The organism is Rhodococcus sp. 14-1411-2a (assembly GCF_002259485.1).
GTDB lineage: Bacteria > Actinomycetota > Actinomycetes > Mycobacteriales > Mycobacteriaceae > Rhodococcoides.
Map to the genome: position 1 here is coordinate 462,716 of NZ_NPGA01000015.1, position 16,189 is coordinate 478,904.

Annotated in this window: 14 protein-coding genes; 7 read left to right on the top strand and 7 right to left on the bottom strand. The window is 64.8% G+C overall.

Annotated features, from left to right (window positions below):
* The first annotated feature begins 144 nt into the window (after positions 1-144).
* Positions 145-1,440 carry a 3' terminal RNA ribose 2'-O-methyltransferase Hen1 gene (locus CH291_RS15910; RefSeq protein WP_373455134.1) on the top strand — a complete coding sequence of 432 codons (1,296 nt, stop codon included), beginning with the start codon at positions 145-147 and terminating at the stop codon, positions 1,438-1,440.
* Positions 1,437-3,962 carry a polynucleotide kinase-phosphatase gene (locus tag CH291_RS15915; protein ID WP_094687991.1) on the top strand — a complete coding sequence of 842 codons (2,526 nt, stop codon included), beginning with the start codon at positions 1,437-1,439 and terminating at the stop codon, positions 3,960-3,962. The genes CH291_RS15910 and CH291_RS15915 overlap by 4 nt, the downstream gene beginning before the upstream one ends.
* Positions 3,963-4,027: 65 nt before the next feature.
* On the opposite strand, the gene CH291_RS15920 is transcribed toward CH291_RS15915, so the two are convergent.
* The gene (locus CH291_RS15920; RefSeq protein ID WP_094687992.1) at positions 4,028-4,417 is read right to left on the bottom strand and encodes a hypothetical protein; all 390 of its coding nucleotides are present in this window, start codon (positions 4,415-4,417) and stop codon (positions 4,028-4,030) included.
* A gap of 33 nt (positions 4,418-4,450) precedes the next feature.
* Entirely contained in the window at positions 4,451-4,969 is a 519-nt protein-coding gene (locus CH291_RS15925; RefSeq protein WP_068052785.1) for a hypothetical protein, read from the bottom strand.
* A gap of 14 nt (positions 4,970-4,983) precedes the next feature.
* Here CH291_RS15925 and CH291_RS26815 point away from each other — a divergent pair, with 14 nt between their 5' ends.
* Positions 4,984-5,142 (top strand): hypothetical protein, encoded by a 159-nt coding sequence (locus CH291_RS26815; RefSeq protein WP_179276561.1) that lies wholly within the window; start codon positions 4,984-4,986, stop codon positions 5,140-5,142.
* 120 nt (positions 5,143-5,262) lie between these two features.
* Here CH291_RS26815 and CH291_RS15930 read toward each other — a convergent pair whose 3' ends face one another.
* The 3 genes from CH291_RS15930 to CH291_RS15940 all read right to left on the bottom strand — a co-directional run bounded on the left by CH291_RS15930 (position 5,263) and on the right by CH291_RS15940 (position 7,892).
* Positions 5,263-6,270: a GAF domain-containing protein gene (locus CH291_RS15930; RefSeq protein ID WP_094687993.1), complete on the bottom strand. Its 1,008-nt coding sequence runs from the start codon at positions 6,268-6,270 to the stop codon at positions 5,263-5,265.
* 132 nt (positions 6,271-6,402) lie between these two features.
* Positions 6,403-6,954 carry a hypothetical protein gene (locus tag CH291_RS15935; RefSeq protein WP_094669383.1) on the bottom strand — a complete coding sequence of 184 codons (552 nt, stop codon included), beginning with the start codon at positions 6,952-6,954 and terminating at the stop codon, positions 6,403-6,405.
* Positions 6,954-7,892: a DUF6286 domain-containing Asp23/Gls24 family envelope stress response protein gene (locus tag CH291_RS15940; protein WP_179276562.1), complete on the bottom strand. Its 939-nt coding sequence runs from the start codon at positions 7,890-7,892 to the stop codon at positions 6,954-6,956. Before CH291_RS15940 ends, CH291_RS15935 begins: the two co-directional genes overlap by 1 nt.
* 186 nt (positions 7,893-8,078) lie before the next feature.
* Here CH291_RS15940 and ilvA point away from each other — a divergent pair, with 186 nt between their 5' ends.
* The gene (gene ilvA / locus CH291_RS15945; RefSeq protein ID WP_218829037.1) at positions 8,079-9,242 is read left to right on the top strand and encodes a threonine ammonia-lyase; all 1,164 of its coding nucleotides are present in this window, start codon (positions 8,079-8,081) and stop codon (positions 9,240-9,242) included.
* A gap of 22 nt (positions 9,243-9,264) precedes the next feature.
* On the opposite strand, the gene CH291_RS15950 is transcribed toward ilvA, so the two are convergent.
* The gene (locus CH291_RS15950) at positions 9,265-10,401 is read right to left on the bottom strand and encodes a hypothetical protein (RefSeq protein WP_179276563.1); all 1,137 of its coding nucleotides are present in this window, start codon (positions 10,399-10,401) and stop codon (positions 9,265-9,267) included.
* Between the two features lie 119 nt (positions 10,402-10,520).
* On the opposite strand from CH291_RS15950, the gene CH291_RS15955 reads away from it, so the two are divergent.
* From CH291_RS15955 to CH291_RS15965, 3 genes are read left to right on the top strand one after another with little or no spacing between them, the layout of a single operon-like run.
* Positions 10,521-13,652: an arabinosyltransferase domain-containing protein gene (locus CH291_RS15955; RefSeq protein WP_094687996.1), complete on the top strand. Its 3,132-nt coding sequence runs from the start codon at positions 10,521-10,523 to the stop codon at positions 13,650-13,652.
* 55 nt (positions 13,653-13,707) lie between these two features.
* Positions 13,708-14,676, top strand: a complete 969-nt coding sequence (locus CH291_RS15960) for an ATP-binding cassette domain-containing protein (RefSeq protein WP_068052812.1) — start codon at positions 13,708-13,710, stop codon at positions 14,674-14,676.
* Positions 14,673-15,467 carry an ABC transporter permease gene (locus CH291_RS15965; RefSeq protein ID WP_094669390.1) on the top strand — a complete coding sequence of 265 codons (795 nt, stop codon included), beginning with the start codon at positions 14,673-14,675 and terminating at the stop codon, positions 15,465-15,467. Before CH291_RS15960 ends, CH291_RS15965 begins: the two co-directional genes overlap by 4 nt.
* Positions 15,468-15,537: 70 nt before the next feature.
* Here CH291_RS15965 and greA read toward each other — a convergent pair whose 3' ends face one another.
* The gene (greA, locus tag CH291_RS15970; protein ID WP_032394210.1) at positions 15,538-16,032 is read right to left on the bottom strand and encodes a transcription elongation factor GreA; all 495 of its coding nucleotides are present in this window, start codon (positions 16,030-16,032) and stop codon (positions 15,538-15,540) included.
* Positions 16,033-16,189 lie beyond the last annotated feature (157 nt).

Consider the following 16,189-nt stretch of genomic DNA (forward strand, 5'->3'; position numbering starts at 1 on the left):
CCCTCCCAGTTGGGATCAATGTGGCTTTCAGTCACTCTGACTGCAACAAAGGGACATTCATCCCGGACCGGGGCAGGCGGGCGCCCGAAAAATGGGACGCATCGGGCGCGGCTGTCCCGTAACGTCGCTGCGGTGCTACTGACCGTGACTGCAAATGCCACAACCGATTTCCCGGACTCCTCCGACATCGGGTATTTGCTGCACAAGCACCCCGATCGTGTGCAGAGCTGGAACCTGCCCATGGGCACCACCACTGTGCTGTATCCGGAAGTCTCGGCCGAGCGCACCACCGTCGCAGTTCTGGTGAATGACGGCGCAGCGTCCGGGCTCGCGGTGGCATTGTCGCGACTGTTCAAGCAAACGCTGGCCGGCGTGTGTACCGGAAGACCTGAATTGCTCTCTGCTGCAATCGATCTGACGATCTCGATGCCTGCCGCGCCGTCTCGTGGTGCGACCGACCTGGCGTCACGGATGTTCGGTCCCCTCGGTTGGAAAGTGGACGCGACGCCCATCCCGCTCGATCCGACTCAGCCGCACTGGGGTAACTCCGAGTACGTCGATCTGGTCTTGACCGGAACATTCACGCTGTCGTCTGCCCTGCGGCACCTGTACGTCCTGCTTCCGGTCCTCGACGACGGGAAGCACTACTGGGTGGGCGAGGACGAGGCCGACAAACTCGTTCGAGCAGCAGGGGATTGGCTGGGGGATCACCCGGAGTCTTCGCTCATCGCCTCGCGCTACCTGGCGCACCGTCGCGAACTGGTGGCCTCGGCGCTCGACCGACTCGTGCCCGACGCTCCGCAGGGCGACGCAGCCCCGCGAGATCCGACGCTGGCCGAGCATCGGGTGCGTGCCGTGTTGGCGGCACTGACGGGTGCAGGCGCGAAGTCGGTGATCGACCTCGGTTGCGGTGAGGGTCGTCTGCTGCGAGAGCTGCTCGCGGACAACAGTTTCGATCGCATTCTCGGTGCCGACGTGAGTGATCGTGCACTCGCCAAGGCTCAGCGCAGGCTGCGTCTGGACGACATGTCCGATCGGCAGCGCGCTCGGATCGAACTGGTGCAGTCGTCGGCCACGTACCGCGACGTTCGGCTGCACGGATTCGACGCGATGGTGCTCATGGAGGTCATCGAACACGTCGATCTCGATCGGCTTCCGGCGTTGGTGCGTTCGGTATTTCTTCAGGCGCGTCCACGAACGGTTCTCGTCACCACACCCAACTCCGAGTACAACGTGCTGTATCCCGGCCTCGAACCGGGAACCTTCCGTCACGTCGATCACCGATTCGAATTCACCCGAGCGCAGTTCGAGCACTGGGGTTCGTCGGTAGCACGTGAACACGCCTACGACGTACGCATCGAGGGAATCGGCCCCGTCGACGATATGTACGGCACCCCGACACAGATGGCCGTCTTCACCCGAGAGGAGCAGGCCCGATGAGTACCTTCGACATTCCGGATCGATCCCTCGTCGTACTCGTCGGCATCAGCGGGTCCGGCAAGTCGTCCTTCGCCGCGCAGCACTTCGGTCCGTACGAGACGGTGTCCAGTGATGCCTGCCGGGGCATGGTGAGCAACGACCCCAACCTGCAGAGCGCGACCAAGGATGCGTTCGCGCTGCTGGAATTCCTAGTGGCAACCAGGCTCCGGGCCGGTCTGCTCACCGTCGTGGACGCCACGAACGTGCAACCCGCGGCGCGAAAGACGTTGATCGCGTTGGCCCGCGAACACGACGTGCTACCGGTCGCCGTCGTGCTCGATGTGCCCGAATCGGTGTGTGCACAGCGCAACGCCGAGCGCACCGACAGGACGTTCGGTCGAGATGTGCTGCGCCGCCAGCAGTCCCAGTTGCAACGCTCGCTTCGGGGACTGTCCAAGGAAGGCTTTCGTTCGGTCCACGTACTCGACGGTGTCGAAGCGGTGGCGTCGGCGACGTTCGTTCGCACTCCGCTGCGCAGCGATCGACGTGAGCTGACCGGACCGTTCGACGTCATCGGCGACATCCACGGCTGCCTTGCGGAGCTCGAAAGCCTGCTCGGCGTGCTGGGTTACACGATCGAGCGCGACGACGCCGGTCGCGCGGTCGGCGCGACGCCACCGCCCGGTCGGACTGCCGTGTTCGTCGGCGATTACGTCGATCGCGGACCGGACTCGGTGGGAGTGCTGCGACTGGTGATGGGAATGGTCGGTACCGGAGCAGCATTGGCGGTTCCGGGTAACCACGAGAACAAGCTCGTCAAGGCACTCCACGGCCGGAAGGTGACCACGTCGCACGGTCTCGCCGAGACCCTCCAACAGCTCGACGCCGAGTCGGCAGAGTTTCGCCGGCAGGTGCTCGAGTTCTGCGACGGCCTCGTCGCGCACCTCGTGCTCGACGGCGGCAAGCTCGTCGTCGCGCACGCCGGGTTGATCGAGAAGTACCACAACCGGGCGTCGGGCAGGGTTCGAAGTTTTGCCCTGTACGGCGACACCACCGGCGAGACCGACGAGTTCGGCCTTCCGGTGCGGTACCCGTGGGTGCAGGACTATCGGGGCTCGGCGGCGGTTCTCTACGGGCACACCCCGGTTCCGGAAGTGGAGTGGGAGAACAACACTGCGTGTCTCGATACGGGATGCGTCTTCGGCGGGAAGCTCACGGCGCTGCGTTACCCGGAGCGCGAGGTGGTGTCGGTTCCGGCCGAGAAGGTCTGGTACGAGCCTGCCCGCCCGATGGGCGCGTTCACGCGGGATGCGGCGTCGCTCGATCTGTCCGACGTGATCGGCCCGACGGGCGTCGAGACGTCGCTGCGTGGGCGCGTATCGGTTCGGCCGGAGAATGCCGCGGGCGCACTGGAAGTGATGAGTCGGTTCGCCCTCGCTCCGCAGTGGCTGCACTATCTGCCGCCGACGATGGCACCGAGTGGAACATCCGAGCGCGAGGGCTATCTCGAATATCCGACGCAGGCATTCGACGCGTATCGCTCGCTCGGTGCGTCGACGGTGATCTGCGAGGAGAAGCACATGGGCTCGCGGGTGGTCGTGGTGGTGTGTCGAGATGCAGACACCGCTCGGGAGAAGTTCGATGCGCCGCAGGGATCGCTCGGCACCGCGTACACGCGGACGGGTCGTCCGGTGTTCGACGAGTCACTGACCGGCGAGCTCATCTCCGGGGTGTCCGACGCGATCGAGAAGGCCGGTGTGTGGGACGAATTGGATTCGAGCTGGCTGATTCTCGACTGCGAACTGATGCCGTGGTCCGCCAAAGCGGAGGGCCTGATCAAAACCGAGTACGCCGCGGTCGCTGCGGTGTCTCGGGCGAATCTCGTGGCCGAGGCGGCGGTGCTGGCATCGGCCGGTTCGCGTGGTCTGGATGTGCAGGAGTTGCTGGAACGGAACACCGTTCGGCAGGTCAACCTGGGCGAGTTCACCGGTGCGTATCGGCGGTACATCTGGCCGACGGACGGACTGGACGGGGTTCGGATTGCGCCGTTTCAGGTGCTGGCGTCGAACGTCGGGACGTATGCCGATCGTCCGCACGCCTGGCACCTCGATGTTGCCGACCGATTGGTGGCAGCAGCTCCCGATATGTTCGCCACCACCCGTCGAATCGAGGTCGATCTGTCCATGCCGGATTCGGTTGCGGCAGGGGAGAAGTGGTGGGAGGAGTTGACGGCGCAGGGCGGCGAGGGCATGGTCGTCAAACCGTCAGCGAACGCTCCTCGCGGAAAGATGCAGCCCGGCATGAAGGTTCGTGGCCGCGAGTATCTGCGGCTGATCTACGGTGCCGACTACACCGACCCGGATCGACTGACTGCCCTGCGCAACCGAAACGTGGGACACAAGCAGTCGATGGCCCTCCGCGAATATGCGCTGGGAATGGAAGCGCTGGATCGCTCGGTGCGCGGTGAGCCGCTCTATTCCATCCACCAGGCCGTGTTCGCCGTCCTGGCACTGGAATCCGAGCCGGTCGACCCGCGGTTGTAAGTGCCATGGGCAGTGGTGCGGTTATGTGCCCCAGCCGGCACATAACCGCACCACTGCCGCAGGCACTAGCCCCTCGGCGACGAGAAGGGACTGACGCCTGCGCTGATCGGTGCCGCAATTGCTGCAACGACGGCTATGGACGCCCAGAACGTCGGTGAGTCCAGCATCAGACCGCCTGCGAGACCACACACGGCGACGACGCCGCCGCATCCCACCAGCAGTCCCGACCCGACGGTGACGTGAGCGAGGTGGTCTCGCGTCGGATCACGTCGGGCTCCGAGCCACACCATCGTTCCCGAGGTGACGAGGGCCAGAGGGGCGAAGAAGAAGAGGGAGCTGCCACCGAGCTTCGACGAGACACTGGCGATCAACAGCACGGATCCGAATGCCACCGGGGCGGCGAGGGGCATCCCGCCGGACCATCGCTCGAACTTGTTTCGGGTGGGAGCTGTCATGGCAATCGTTCCTTTCCTGGGGAGAAGGGCATGTCAGAGTAGGTACTCCGCGAATATTCCGCCGCCGCAGGACAATGCTGCGATCAGGCCGACTCGCCTCAGGACGAACTTGGCAGCCTTGTCCCACGAGTTCACCTGGCTTTCGATCGCTTCCCAAGCACCGACTGCGCCGAAGAAGTCGATTCCGAGGCAGGCACCGACTACTCGCTTTATTTCATCGGTGACTCCACGGGCCTGAGGTCCCGTGGGAGTCGGCTGTCGATCGAGGACGTTGCCGGTCTCGTCGACGATCGTCACAGTCGCGTCATCGCTGATCTGAAAGCCGGCTGTGCCGGCGGGGAGTGGATTGCGGCCCTGTTCTGCCAGCGAAGCATTGAGCGAGGCAACTTCTTCTGCGCTCACGGGGACGAATTCCTCGACGGTGGCGGACACCGCGGGTGGCGCGGGTTGAGCAAGAGCAACAGCGGCTCCGCTCATCGACGTCACGGCGATCATCGAGCCGGCGATCAGGGCGATGGATGCGGTGCGAGTCCGAGCAGAAATGCGGTTCATGATGTCTCCCGTTCGTGAGTAAGGGGCGATTCGGCGACGTGATGGTGGCTGTCGTTCGGACCGAGCCGGGTGCAGTGCCACAACGGATATGGGGCCACAACGGATACGGGCCGGTTGCGTACTCGATGGGATCGGCCTGGAACGAGAGCGCACGCTCGTCCGGCGATCTGTAGTTGTGCGGACCATCCCGAGAGACACAAGGTAGGTCGCGGGTTACGCCTCGTTGACCGAGTCTTTGCGTAACACACCGAACTTTAAACCCGTTGGTGCCGAAGCGCCAGCGCTGCGCGCGATCAGATACAGGCCTCGGTCACCGTCACCGTCACCAGCGCGAGCCGAGGTTCTTCGTCGTCAGGGAGAATCGGCAGAGCGCACGCGGTCACCGAGTGGGTGGTGTAGCCGCCGTTTCGGTCTCTGAATCTGACGGTGATGCTCGATTCGTCTCCTGCGCCGCCGGCCCGGGACACTGATTTCGCGAGTGCGTCGACTGCTCCGTCGTCGTCCTGGTGCACTCGCGGTCGCGGGTCGGTCGGGTCGAGATTCCATGCGATGGACGGTGGCGGCGGGCCGTGCCAGTACAAGGTCTCCAGGGTGCACAGATCGACTATTGCGGTGTGGCGTCGTGCGATGACCGAGGCGCCCGCTACGAGCCCGCTCATCGTCTCCTGGACTCCGGTAGGGGATGGGTGGCTCATGACGAACGGACCGCGGTCGATTGCGATGCCGCGCAGGTGACGAGCTTCGCCTTCGACGGTAGTGTGCGCCAGCACGCGAATTCGATGTAGCTCGTCCGTGGTCCAACGCTGGGTTGCGTCGAGATCCACGGTGTCGCCGACTGTGCTGGATACCAGCATCGCGAGGACGTCGGTGGCTCGCAATCCGAAATCCAACGTTGCCATCGCTTCTGCTACCGACAAGTGCGCCACATCGGAATTCAGCGCCGGGGAGTCCTTGGAGTGGGCAGTGCCGCGAGTCAGATTCCAGCGAAAGGCCCAAGCATTCGACGGCGGAGAGTCGCACGTGCCCGGATGCAGTCTGGCCCACACCGCCTGGACCGTACCGTCGTCCCCGAGAATCGGACGAGCCGAGACGTACCTGCCCGGCTCGCATTCGATGTCCACATCCCTGCCCGATTCTGCACAACGAGCAACCGCATCACGTGCGTGAGTCGAGTCGGACGACCTCCTCAGGAACGCCGCCATGGGAACCTTGCTCTTCTGCGTCGTCCCTACCGCCACCACGCACGCCACCGAATCCGGTTCGAGAAGAATCAACAGCCAGTCGCCGTTCCTACGCCCCATCGAGGCGGACTCCCTTCCACTCGAGTCGAGCTCCGCGGATCTTTCCTGCTTCGGGCCGTGTATCGACACCGTACCGGTGAATCCGACAGAAGGGACAGGTGGCCGGGCCTGTCGCAACGCTGCGCGGCCGCGCTACCGTCGCTTGTCGACGTGCAGTTGAATGCGAGTGGCGACGTGTGCACCGGCGAGTGATTCGGCCACGAAGGCGGCACGGGCTTCGGCTCGGGCGGTGAAGGCCACGACATCGAAATCGGCTGCAGCATGGACCGATACGGTGATGGTGGGCATTCCCCGATCGTCGATCGCCGTACCGCGGGCGCGTCGAACACCGGGGAACTCGGCCAGCTCCGCGGCGACGCCCGACGCGATGGCGCTCAGGTCCACGTGCGCCGAGAAATGGGGCTTCTCGATGACGCTTGCCGTTCCGGTCGTGCGCGGAGAGAAGTTGCCGATCAACAGAAGCAGTGCCAGGACAACGGCGATGCAGCCGACCACGGCCAGGGTCGGCACCCACCAGCCCTGTTCCGGTAGGGCGGCGATTCGCGCACGATCGAAGCGAGAGAGCATCTCTCGTGCCCAGGGGACGTCGTAATGCCAGGCCAGCGCGAAGCCACCTCCCGCGATCAACCCGGCCCCGGCCGCGATGGCGAGGAGTCGGTCGACCCCGGCAACGAAGGTCTTCATCACGACACCCTCGTCGGTGCTGCCACCGACTGCTTCACCGTCAGCCGGCGCTCGCCCGCAGCAACGGACAGCACAGGAGCGAGTGCCTCGCGCACGCCGACGTCGATACGGTCGGCATCGTACGCAGCGTCACGCTCTACCCGAACTTCGATCTTCTTCCGGGTGACGACGGTGTGCGCGTCCACGACTCCGCGGGTCGACTGTGCTGCAGCACTGCACAATCGAGCGATGTCGGTCGGCGTGGCCCACACGGTCGACGCCGACTCGCCCAGGCCGGAATGCGTCTTCGTTCGGGGCTTGACCCCGATGAACACGACGAACAACCCGACGACGGCGGCTCCGATCGCGGCGGCGATCATCCAACTCTGCCAGTGCAATCGGGAGATCCAGGACACCGCGTCGGCGATCCACGGGCTACCACCGAGGTTGCCGTGTGCGATCAGGAATTCCCGGCCGGCGACAAAGGCCACACCGAGGAGGGCGAACCCGAACAACAGTGCCAACGGCATCGCGGCCGGGCCGGCAGTGGGTGGTCGAGGTGAGATGGGCTGCGATGCTTCGGTATTCGAGGTGGGCGAGGGGCCGGTGTCCAGTGTGGTGTCCGATACCAGGACGTTCACTCGATGCACGTGCAGGCCCGTCATCGTCGCCAACGCGGCCTCGACGGTGGCGTGCACGGATTCGGTCACCTCGGTGATCTGCGACGGCCAGGTCACCCCGATGTAGAGGTTGACGGCAATCGTGTCCTCGCCGAGGGTGACGTCGGCGCGGGGGAGTTCTCGCCCGGTCAGTCGCGACAAGCCGCCGGTGGTGCGCGTGACCCGAGGATCCTTCGATGCCGCCGCGATGGCGGTCCGCGACATGGCCCGATCCTTGATCTCGACGCTGCCACGCATCTCGCGGCCGTCGTCGACCTCGTCGGATCCAGCCTGCGTCATGTTCAGAGAATCCTTTGCGCCCGTCGCGGCTCGCCGTGGTGCGGCACGCGCTCCACAACTGTAGTGACGACCGGTGGCGGATGACGTCACGAGAGTAATTGTTCCTGGCATACTGCGATCGTGTCGGAAATTGTGCGGGTGACCGCGTCGGATATCGCGTCGGCCGAGGAGCTGCTGGAGCCGGTCATGCGCCGGACCCCCGTGGTGGCCTCGCGAATTCTGTCGGACCTGACCGGCCACGAGGTGCGGCTCAAGTGCGAGAACCTGCAGCGCACCGGATCGTTCAAGCCGCGCGGGGCGTACAACCGCATCGCCCGGCTCGACGCCGAGCAGCGTGCCCGCGGTGTCGTCGCGGCCAGCGCGGGCAACCACGCTCAGGGTGTCGCGTGGGCCGCCTCGCAGGTGGGGATCGACTCGACGGTGTTCATGCCGGTAGGCGTGTCGCTACCGAAGCTCGTCGCCACCAAGGCCTACGGCGCGACTGTTCATCTGGTTGGTAACACGGTGGACGAGGCGCTGAAGTCGGCGAGGGAATTCGCCGAACGCACCGGTGCCACTCTCATTCATCCGTTCGACCACCTCGACATCGTCGCGGGGCAGGCGACGTTGGGTACCGAACTGCTGCAGCAGATGCCGGACGTCGGCACCATCGTGATCCCCACCGGCGGCGGGGGACTGTTGGCCGGTGTCGCCGCGGCGGTCAAGCTGACCAAGCCCGGTATCAGGATCGTCGGCGTGCAGGCCGAGGGTGCTGCCGCGTGGCCTGCATCGCTGAAGGCGGGGCATCCGATCGCGTTGACGTCGATGTCGACGATGGCCGACGGCATCGCGATCGGCCTGCCCGGATCGGTGCCGTTCGATCACGTGCAGGGATGGGTCGACGACGTGGTGACCGTCAGCGAGGATGCGCTGTCGCGGGCGTTGGTGCTGTGCATCGAACGCGCGAAACTGATCGTGGAACCGGCCGGGGCGGCAGCGGTGGCAGCGCTGATGACGCATTCCGCGGACGAGCTCGGATTGACCGGTTCGGTGTGCGCCGTCCTCTCCGGCGGAAACATCGATCCGCTGCTGCTCACCCACGTCATCACTCATGGTCTCCGAGCGGGTGGACGCTATCTCGCTGTACGCGTGACCATTTCGGACAAGCCGGGCGGACTCACCGGGGTGCTCGGCGTGGTGCGCGACGCCGGTGCCAGCGTTGTCGACGTCGTCCACTCCCGTACGGGCGGACGCCTGGGGCTCGAAGAGGTCGACGTGATGTTGACCGTCGAGACCCGCGGACCGGACCACCGCGGCTCGGTGCTCGATGCCCTCGGTGCGGCCGGATACGCCGTGCACGTGGAGAACTGACCTGCTGGTCGACACAACCGATTCAACGCCGCAGACTTCGACGGATCACCTGGCCGATATACGAACCTGCACGACGCACGTGGAAAAGCGCCGGGGTCCAATGACTTCGGCGTATTGCTGTGTTCACGGCCCGCTGCAGTTCTGTGTCGGTGACACCGGCATCGTGCATCGCGGCGAGTGAGGTTCTCAGGTAGCCGCGATCGCGGCTTCTCATGTGCATTCGAGCCACAGCGCGCACATCCATGGTTTCGGGGAAAGTCGTGCACCGTGCACCCGCGGCCGCCAGCCCGATCTGTGTGCGAACGCATTTGGCACACCGGCCGCAATTGAATTTCCCGTCGAGGTTCTCCCAGCAGACCCGCAAATGGTTCATCGCGGTCCGGTTCTCGCCGATTCGACGAATTTTGCCCAGACGGTGCAGATCGAGTTCATGATGCTCGAAGGCGACCGAGCTACTCGACCACAACGGGTCGAGGTCGGGATGAGAGCCCCACGGTGCGAGTTCCTCGCGGCAGTTCGAGGACGGGATGATGACGGTGCTCAGGTACTGCGACAACGCCAGGCCGACGTGCGCCAACGCGGCACCGTGGAAGTCGTATCCCCAATCGAGAGGCAGTCGGTCGGCGAAGGCCGACCTGATCGTGGTCTTCACCTCGATCAACGGCTTTCCCAATTCCGCCGCCGACTCTCGGGCTCCGGCCAAGGCTCTGGCCGCCAAACTTTCGTCGCCGATACCGATATCGAAACCGTGCACGAAGATCAGGTGGGTGATGCGGTCGGATTCCATGATTGCCGAGTAGAAGCTGTCGACGCCCCCGCTGAAGAAGCAACCCACTCCCGTCGCGCCGGTGGCGACGCCGCCGGGTTCCGCCGCCATCGATACCTCTCGAAAACGCTTGGGATACCAGTCCAGGAAGATCTTCTGAGCCTCGGACGCACCTCGAAGTGCGGTCGAATCCACGGGGCCGTCGAAAGATAAATCCCACCCTTTGCGCATACCGGCGGTCAGGAGCGGAGGAAGCCAGGGAGTGGAGGAATGGTCCAGCGAGTAATTCGACTCGGTTCTCACTCGCACTTCGACACCCGATGGTGTCGTTATTCGCGCGGCAATGGAATCAGCACCGGTGTCGTCGACATGCACCGTCATCGGGCTGATCATCGGGCTGAGTGTGCCACAGCGAAGGTTGTCCGGGCCGGATTCGTATCGTCGGGCCCGCTCGGGCCCGACTGGTACCTTGATCAGCGACTTGGACCAGGACATCGGTGGGAGATATTTGCATGGCTCGGCTCGTCGCGATCGTCTCCGCAGTCCTGGGAATTCTGCTGACGATCGCGATACCGCTGTTGCCGATCGAGCAGCAGCAGTCCTCCCTGACGTGGCCGCAGTCGAACACGATCGCCAGTGTCGAGGCTCCACTCGTCGGATACACCCCGATCAGCGTCGACGCGACGGTCCCGTGTGCTGCCGCGAATCTGTTGCCCGACGGCGGGCTGTTGCTGTCCACCTCGCCCGAGGGATCGCCCGACGCCTATCGCTACGGTCTCGTCGCCGAGGTCACGGGTGGTGAGGCATCGCAACTGAAAGTGACGTTGCGTGATTCCGTCCTCCTCGAGGAGCCGATCGCGGAGCTGAACTCTTCGACTGCTGGCGACTGCGCATTGACGATCACCTCGAACGGCACGGCGACCACCGTCGGGCTGACCGGTGGCGACACCGTGACGCGCGAGGGCGATGTTCGGCCGCAGCTGGTCGGAGTGTTCACCGATCTTCGCGGCACCGTGGACGATCTGACCCTCACAGCGCAGCTCGACAGTCGATTCTCGTCCACACCCAGTGCGCTGAAGTGGTTCGCGATGATCGTCGGGGTCCTCGTCACGGGCATCTCGCTGGTGGCACTGCACCGCCTCGACCTGTCCGACGGCCGACGTGCCCGACGGTTCCTGCCGCGTCGCTGGTGGACGTTCGAAGCTGCCGATGCGGTGGTGATCGGGACGTTGCTGGTGTGGCATCTGATCGGCGCGAACACCTCCGACGACGGTTACCAGCTGGGCATGGCGCGTACGGCCGATCACGCCGGGTACATGGCCAACTACTTCCGTTACTTCGGTGTGCCCGAGACACCGTTCGGAACGCCGCTGTACGACATGTTCGGAATCATGTCGCACGTCTCGACGGCCAGTGTCTGGATGCGCCTGCCGACGCTGATCTGCGCGGTCGTGGCGTGGCTCGTCATCAGCCGCGAGGTGATTCCGCGGTTCGGGGCTGCTGCTCGCGCCTCGAAGACTGCCCTGTGGACGGGCGGGCTGGTGCTGCTCGCGTTCTGGCTGCCGTACAACAACGGCCTGCGCCCGGAGCCGTTCGTGGCACTCGGAGTACTGCTGACATGGTGTTCGGTGGAGCGCTCGATCGCGACCCGCAGGTTGCTGCCCGCGGCCGCGGCGATACTCATCGCGGCGTTGACGGTCACCCACGGACCCTCCGGTTTCATCTGCTTCGCACCGCTGATCGCCGGAGCCAGGCCGGTGCTGCAGATCGTCGTCGCTCGGGCCCGGCAGTTCGGTAGCACGGCCTTGGGCGCGGCGACGTTGCTCGCCCCGCTGGTCGCGTCGGGCACGGTGGTTCTGGTGTTCGCATTCGGCAACCAGACCGTGGCCGGCATGCTCGAGATGCAGCGGGTGCACAACGCGGCCGGGCCGAGTCAGGCCTGGTTCGACGAGTACCTGCGCTACCAGTGGCTGATGAACATGGACATCGACGGCTCGCTCGCGCGCCGCTTCGGAGTGTTCGTGATGATCGTCTCGCTGATCGCGGTCGTCGTCGCCATGCTGCGCAAGGGCGGCAAGATCCCCGGTACCGCAACGGGACCGGCGCGGCGGATCGTCGGCATCACCGTCGGGGCTATGGCCTTGATGATGATCACCCCCACCAAGTGGACCCACCACTTCGGGGTCTTCGCCGGACTCGCCGCATCGGTTGCGGTGCTCGCAGCCGTGGCGACCGGCGCGGCGGTACTGCGATCGCGGCGCAACCGACTGCTGTTCGCCGCGTCGGTCTCGTTCGTGATGGCCGTCGCGTTCACCGGAACCAACGGGTACTGGTACGTCTCGGCCTGGGGAGTTCCGTTCTGGGACAAGCCGATCCTCGTTGCCGGTCTCGGCATTTCGACCATGTTCCTCGGCCTGACCCTGCTGCTGTTGCTCGCAGCCGTCTGGTTCCATCTCCGCGCGCCGTACGTGCGCACCGACAAACCGATGGCGCGATGGTGGTCGGTGCCGCCGATCGCTGTCGGGGCAGCACTGATGGTGCTGGTGGCCGTCGCGTCGATGGCCAAGGGTGCTGTGGCGCAGTGGCCGTCGTACTCGGTCGCGAAATCGAATCTCTCGGCGCTTGCCGGCGACACGTGCGGCCTCGCCAACGACGTGTTGCTCGAGACGAACCCCAATGCCGATGTGCTGCAACCGGTCACCGGGGATGCCTTCGCTGCGCTCGGCGAAGAGAACGACGGGTTCACCCCCGACGGTGTGGCGGGCGACCTCACCGCAGACAAGGAGTCCTCGGCGTCGGGCACCTCGAACACCGTCGACACCGACGAGCAGCAGCAGCCGACGTCGACCACCGGGGCCGGAACCGGCGGTAGCGCACTGCCGTTCGGATTGGATCCGGCCACCGTGCCGGTGCTCGGGTCGTTCGGGTCCGATGACAACGCCACGCTGACGACCGGGTGGTATGCACTGCCTGCCGATCCCGGCGACCTGATCTCGATCGCCGCTGCCGGACGCATCCGCTCGGTGGACTCCGACGGCATCGTCACGTACGGGCAGAGCCTCGAACTCGAGTACGGAGTCGACGGGCAGGCGCAGGGGCGGGTGACCCCCATCGATATCGGCCCGACGCCGTCGTGGCGCAACCTGCGTGTGCCGATGGATCGGATTCCGACCGGTGCCAACACGATTCGGCTCGTGGTTGCCGACAACGATCGAGATTCCGACCAGTGGTTGGCGATCACCCCGCCGCGGGTTCCGCGAACCCAGACGTTGAACGAGGTCGTCGGCCGCGACGCTCCGGTGATGCTGGACTGGGAGGTCGGCTTCAACTTCCCCTGCCAGCATCCGTTCGATCACCGCCTCGGGGTTGCCGAAGTTCCGCAGTACCGGGTGCTGCCGGACCGCAGCGGTGCCGTCATCACCAACGCGTGGCAGGACCACTTCGGCGGTGGGCCGCTCGGGTGGATCGACATCGTCGCCTCCGCCCGCACCATCCCGTCGTATCTCGACGGCGACTGGGACCGCGACTGGGGGTCGATCGAGCAGTACATCCCGTACGACGAAACGGCGCAGGCGGCGCAGATCACAGCAGAAGAGGTCCGGCGTTCGGGTCTGTGGACGCCCGGTCCGATCAAGACCGGTTAATCTCTACGCGTTCGGAAGTCCTTACACCGACCAGTAGAGAAACGGGGAGAGGGCCATGGCGAACGCTATAGAAGTAGAGGACCTCGTACTGCGGTACGGCAAGAACGTCGCGCTCGACGGGATCGATTTCACCGTTCCCGAGGGCACGGTACTGGGTGTGCTCGGCCCCAACGGTGCGGGAAAGACCACGGCAGTCCGTATTCTCGCCACCTTGCTGCAAGCGACATCCGGCTCGGCCCGAATCTTCGGGCTCGACGTGGCGACGCAGGCCAACGAGGTGCGCAGCACGATCGGGCTGACCGGTCAGTTCGCGGCCGTGGACGAGTACCTGACCGGGTACGAGAATCTCGAGATGGTCGGCCGACTGTTCGGCCTACGCAAGGCCGAGGCCAAGAAGCGGGCCGACGAACTGCTCGCGCGATTCGATCTGGAGTACGCACGCGACCGGACGGCCAAGCAGTACTCGGGAGGTATGCGTCGGCGACTCGACATCGCGGCCAGCCTGATCGGTCGACCACGGGTGGTGTTCCTCGACGAGCCGACCACCGGGCTCGATCCACGTAGTCGAATCACCATGTGGGAGTTCATCGCAGATCTCGTTCGCGACGGCACGACCATTCTGCTGACCACTCAGTACTTGGAGGAGGCCGACCGGTTGGCCGATTCGATCATCGTGCTGAACAAGGGCAAGATCATCGCGCGTGGCACGGCCGACGAGCTCAAGGCCCAAACCGGCGGCGAGCGAGTCGAATTCGTGTTGACCGATCGGTCCCAGGCCGAGCGAGCGATGCAGATCCTCGCTCCGATCGGCGTCGAGCCACCCACCCTCGACGATCAGGTGGGCCGGATCGTCATGCCCGTCAACGGGGGATCGAAGGACCTGTCCACGGCGCTGGCCCAGCTGGAGGACAACGGAATCGGAGTGGTCGACGTCGGTCTTCGGCGGCCGAACCTCGACGATGTGTTCCTGAGTCTGACCGGTCAGACCACCGGCGAACCCGAGACGGCGGAGGAAGAGAAATGAGCAACGTTCTTCTGGATTCCGCGATCATCACCAAGCGAAATCTGATCAAGCTCAAGCGAGTTCCCGACCTGCTGTTCTTCGCGACGCTCTCGCCGATCATGTTCGTCCTGCTGTTCGCGTACGTCTTCGGCAGTGCGATCGACGTCCCCGGAATCGACTACAAGAGCTTCCTGATGGGCGGCATCTTCGTACAGACGATGATCTTCGGTGCCTCGCTCACCGGGTCGTCGCTGGCCGAGGATCTGCAGAAGGGCGTGATGGATCGGTTCCGGTCGTTGCCGATGGCACGATCGGCAGTGGTGATCGGGCGGACCGCAGCAGATGTGGGCAACAACCTCGTCACCATCACGATCATGTCGCTCACCGGACTCCTCGTGGGGTGGCGCATCACGTCCTCGTTCTTCGATGCTCTGCTGGGGTACGTGCTGCTGCTGTTGTTCGCGTACTCGATCTCGTGGGTGATGGCACTGGTTGGTCTGATCGTGCGGTCGCCCGAGATCTTCAACAACGCGTCGTTCATCGTGATCTTCCCGTTGACGTTCATCGCCAACACCTTCGTCCCGATCGACAATTTCCCCACCGTGCTCAAGACCATCGCGGAGTGGAATCCGATCTCGTCGGTGACGTTGGCGGTGCGAGAGCAGTTCGGCAACACCAACCCGATGGCACCGCCGCCGGAGGTGTGGCCACTGCAGAACCCCGTGCTCTACACCCTGATCTGGGTCGTGTTGATGCTCGTGGTGTTCGTGCCGCTGTCGGTGCGCAAGTACCAGAAGACGATGACCGCCTGACATCCACGCAGAAAAGCACCCCCGGTCGCTCGGCGACCGGGGGTGCTTTCATGTCTTCTCGTGAGCAGGCCTAGGTGTGGTACGGCTCCGCGCTGACGAGGGTGACCTTCATGGTCTTGCCGTTGGGCAGCGTGTACTCACGGGTGTCGCCGACCTTGGCGTCGATGAGCGACCCGCCCAGAGGGGACGCGGGGGAGTACACCTCGAGCTTGTTGTCGCGGGCACCCTCTTCGCGGGTGGCGATCAGGAACGTCTCGGTATCGGACTCGTCGCCGTCGTAGTAGACCTTGACGACCGAGCCGGGCAGTGCGACGCCGGACTGGGTGGGTGCCTCGCCGACCTTCGCGTTGTTGAGCAGTTCCTGCAACTGGCGGATACGTGCTTCCTGCTGGCCCTGCTCTTCGCGCGCAGCGTGGTAGCCGCCGTTCTCCTTCAGATCGCCCTCTTCGCGACGCTCGTTGATCTCGGCGGCGATGACGGGGCGATTGGAAATGAGCTGGTCGAGTTCGCTCTTGAGCCTGTCGTGTGATTCCTGGGTAAGCCAGGTCACCTGGGTCTCGGTCATCTCGATCACTCCCTCGTAGTCGGAATCTCGAGCTCGGATTCCGGTTTCTGAGCAGGTAGGGCACGCAACGAACAGGGGACTCCAATGGTTGGATCCCCTTGGTCGGCCCACATCCTGGAGCCGTCGTCATCGTTCGCAGGTGAACCCTGCCCGCAAT

What these genes read in the sequence shown, in the direction of transcription:
- CH291_RS15930 (WP_094687993.1), bottom strand. Translation starts at nt 6,270, where the DNA reads ATGGGGCGTAGGAACGGCGACTGGCTGTTGATTCTTCTCGAACCGGAT.
- ilvA (WP_218829037.1), top strand. Translation starts at nt 8,079, where the DNA reads ATGCGCCGGACCCCCGTGGTGGCCTCGCGAATTCTGTCGGACCTGACC.
- CH291_RS15935 (WP_094669383.1), bottom strand. Translation starts at nt 6,954, where the DNA reads ATGAAGACCTTCGTTGCCGGGGTCGACCGACTCCTCGCCATCGCGGCC.
- greA (WP_032394210.1), bottom strand. Translation starts at nt 16,032, where the DNA reads ATGACCGAGACCCAGGTGACCTGGCTTACCCAGGAATCACACGACAGG.
- CH291_RS15925 (WP_068052785.1), bottom strand. Translation starts at nt 4,969, where the DNA reads ATGAACCGCATTTCTGCTCGGACTCGCACCGCATCCATCGCCCTGATC.
- CH291_RS15960 (WP_068052812.1), top strand. Translation starts at nt 13,708, where the DNA reads ATGGCGAACGCTATAGAAGTAGAGGACCTCGTACTGCGGTACGGCAAG.
- CH291_RS15940 (WP_179276562.1), bottom strand. Translation starts at nt 7,892, where the DNA reads ATGACGCAGGCTGGATCCGACGAGGTCGACGACGGCCGCGAGATGCGT.
- CH291_RS15920 (WP_094687992.1), bottom strand. Translation starts at nt 4,417, where the DNA reads ATGACAGCTCCCACCCGAAACAAGTTCGAGCGATGGTCCGGCGGGATG.
- CH291_RS15915 (WP_094687991.1), top strand. Translation starts at nt 1,437, where the DNA reads ATGAGTACCTTCGACATTCCGGATCGATCCCTCGTCGTACTCGTCGGC.
- CH291_RS15965 (WP_094669390.1), top strand. Translation starts at nt 14,673, where the DNA reads ATGAGCAACGTTCTTCTGGATTCCGCGATCATCACCAAGCGAAATCTG.
- CH291_RS15950 (WP_179276563.1), bottom strand. Translation starts at nt 10,401, where the DNA reads ATGATCAGCCCGATGACGGTGCATGTCGACGACACCGGTGCTGATTCC.
- CH291_RS15955 (WP_094687996.1), top strand. Translation starts at nt 10,521, where the DNA reads ATGGCTCGGCTCGTCGCGATCGTCTCCGCAGTCCTGGGAATTCTGCTG.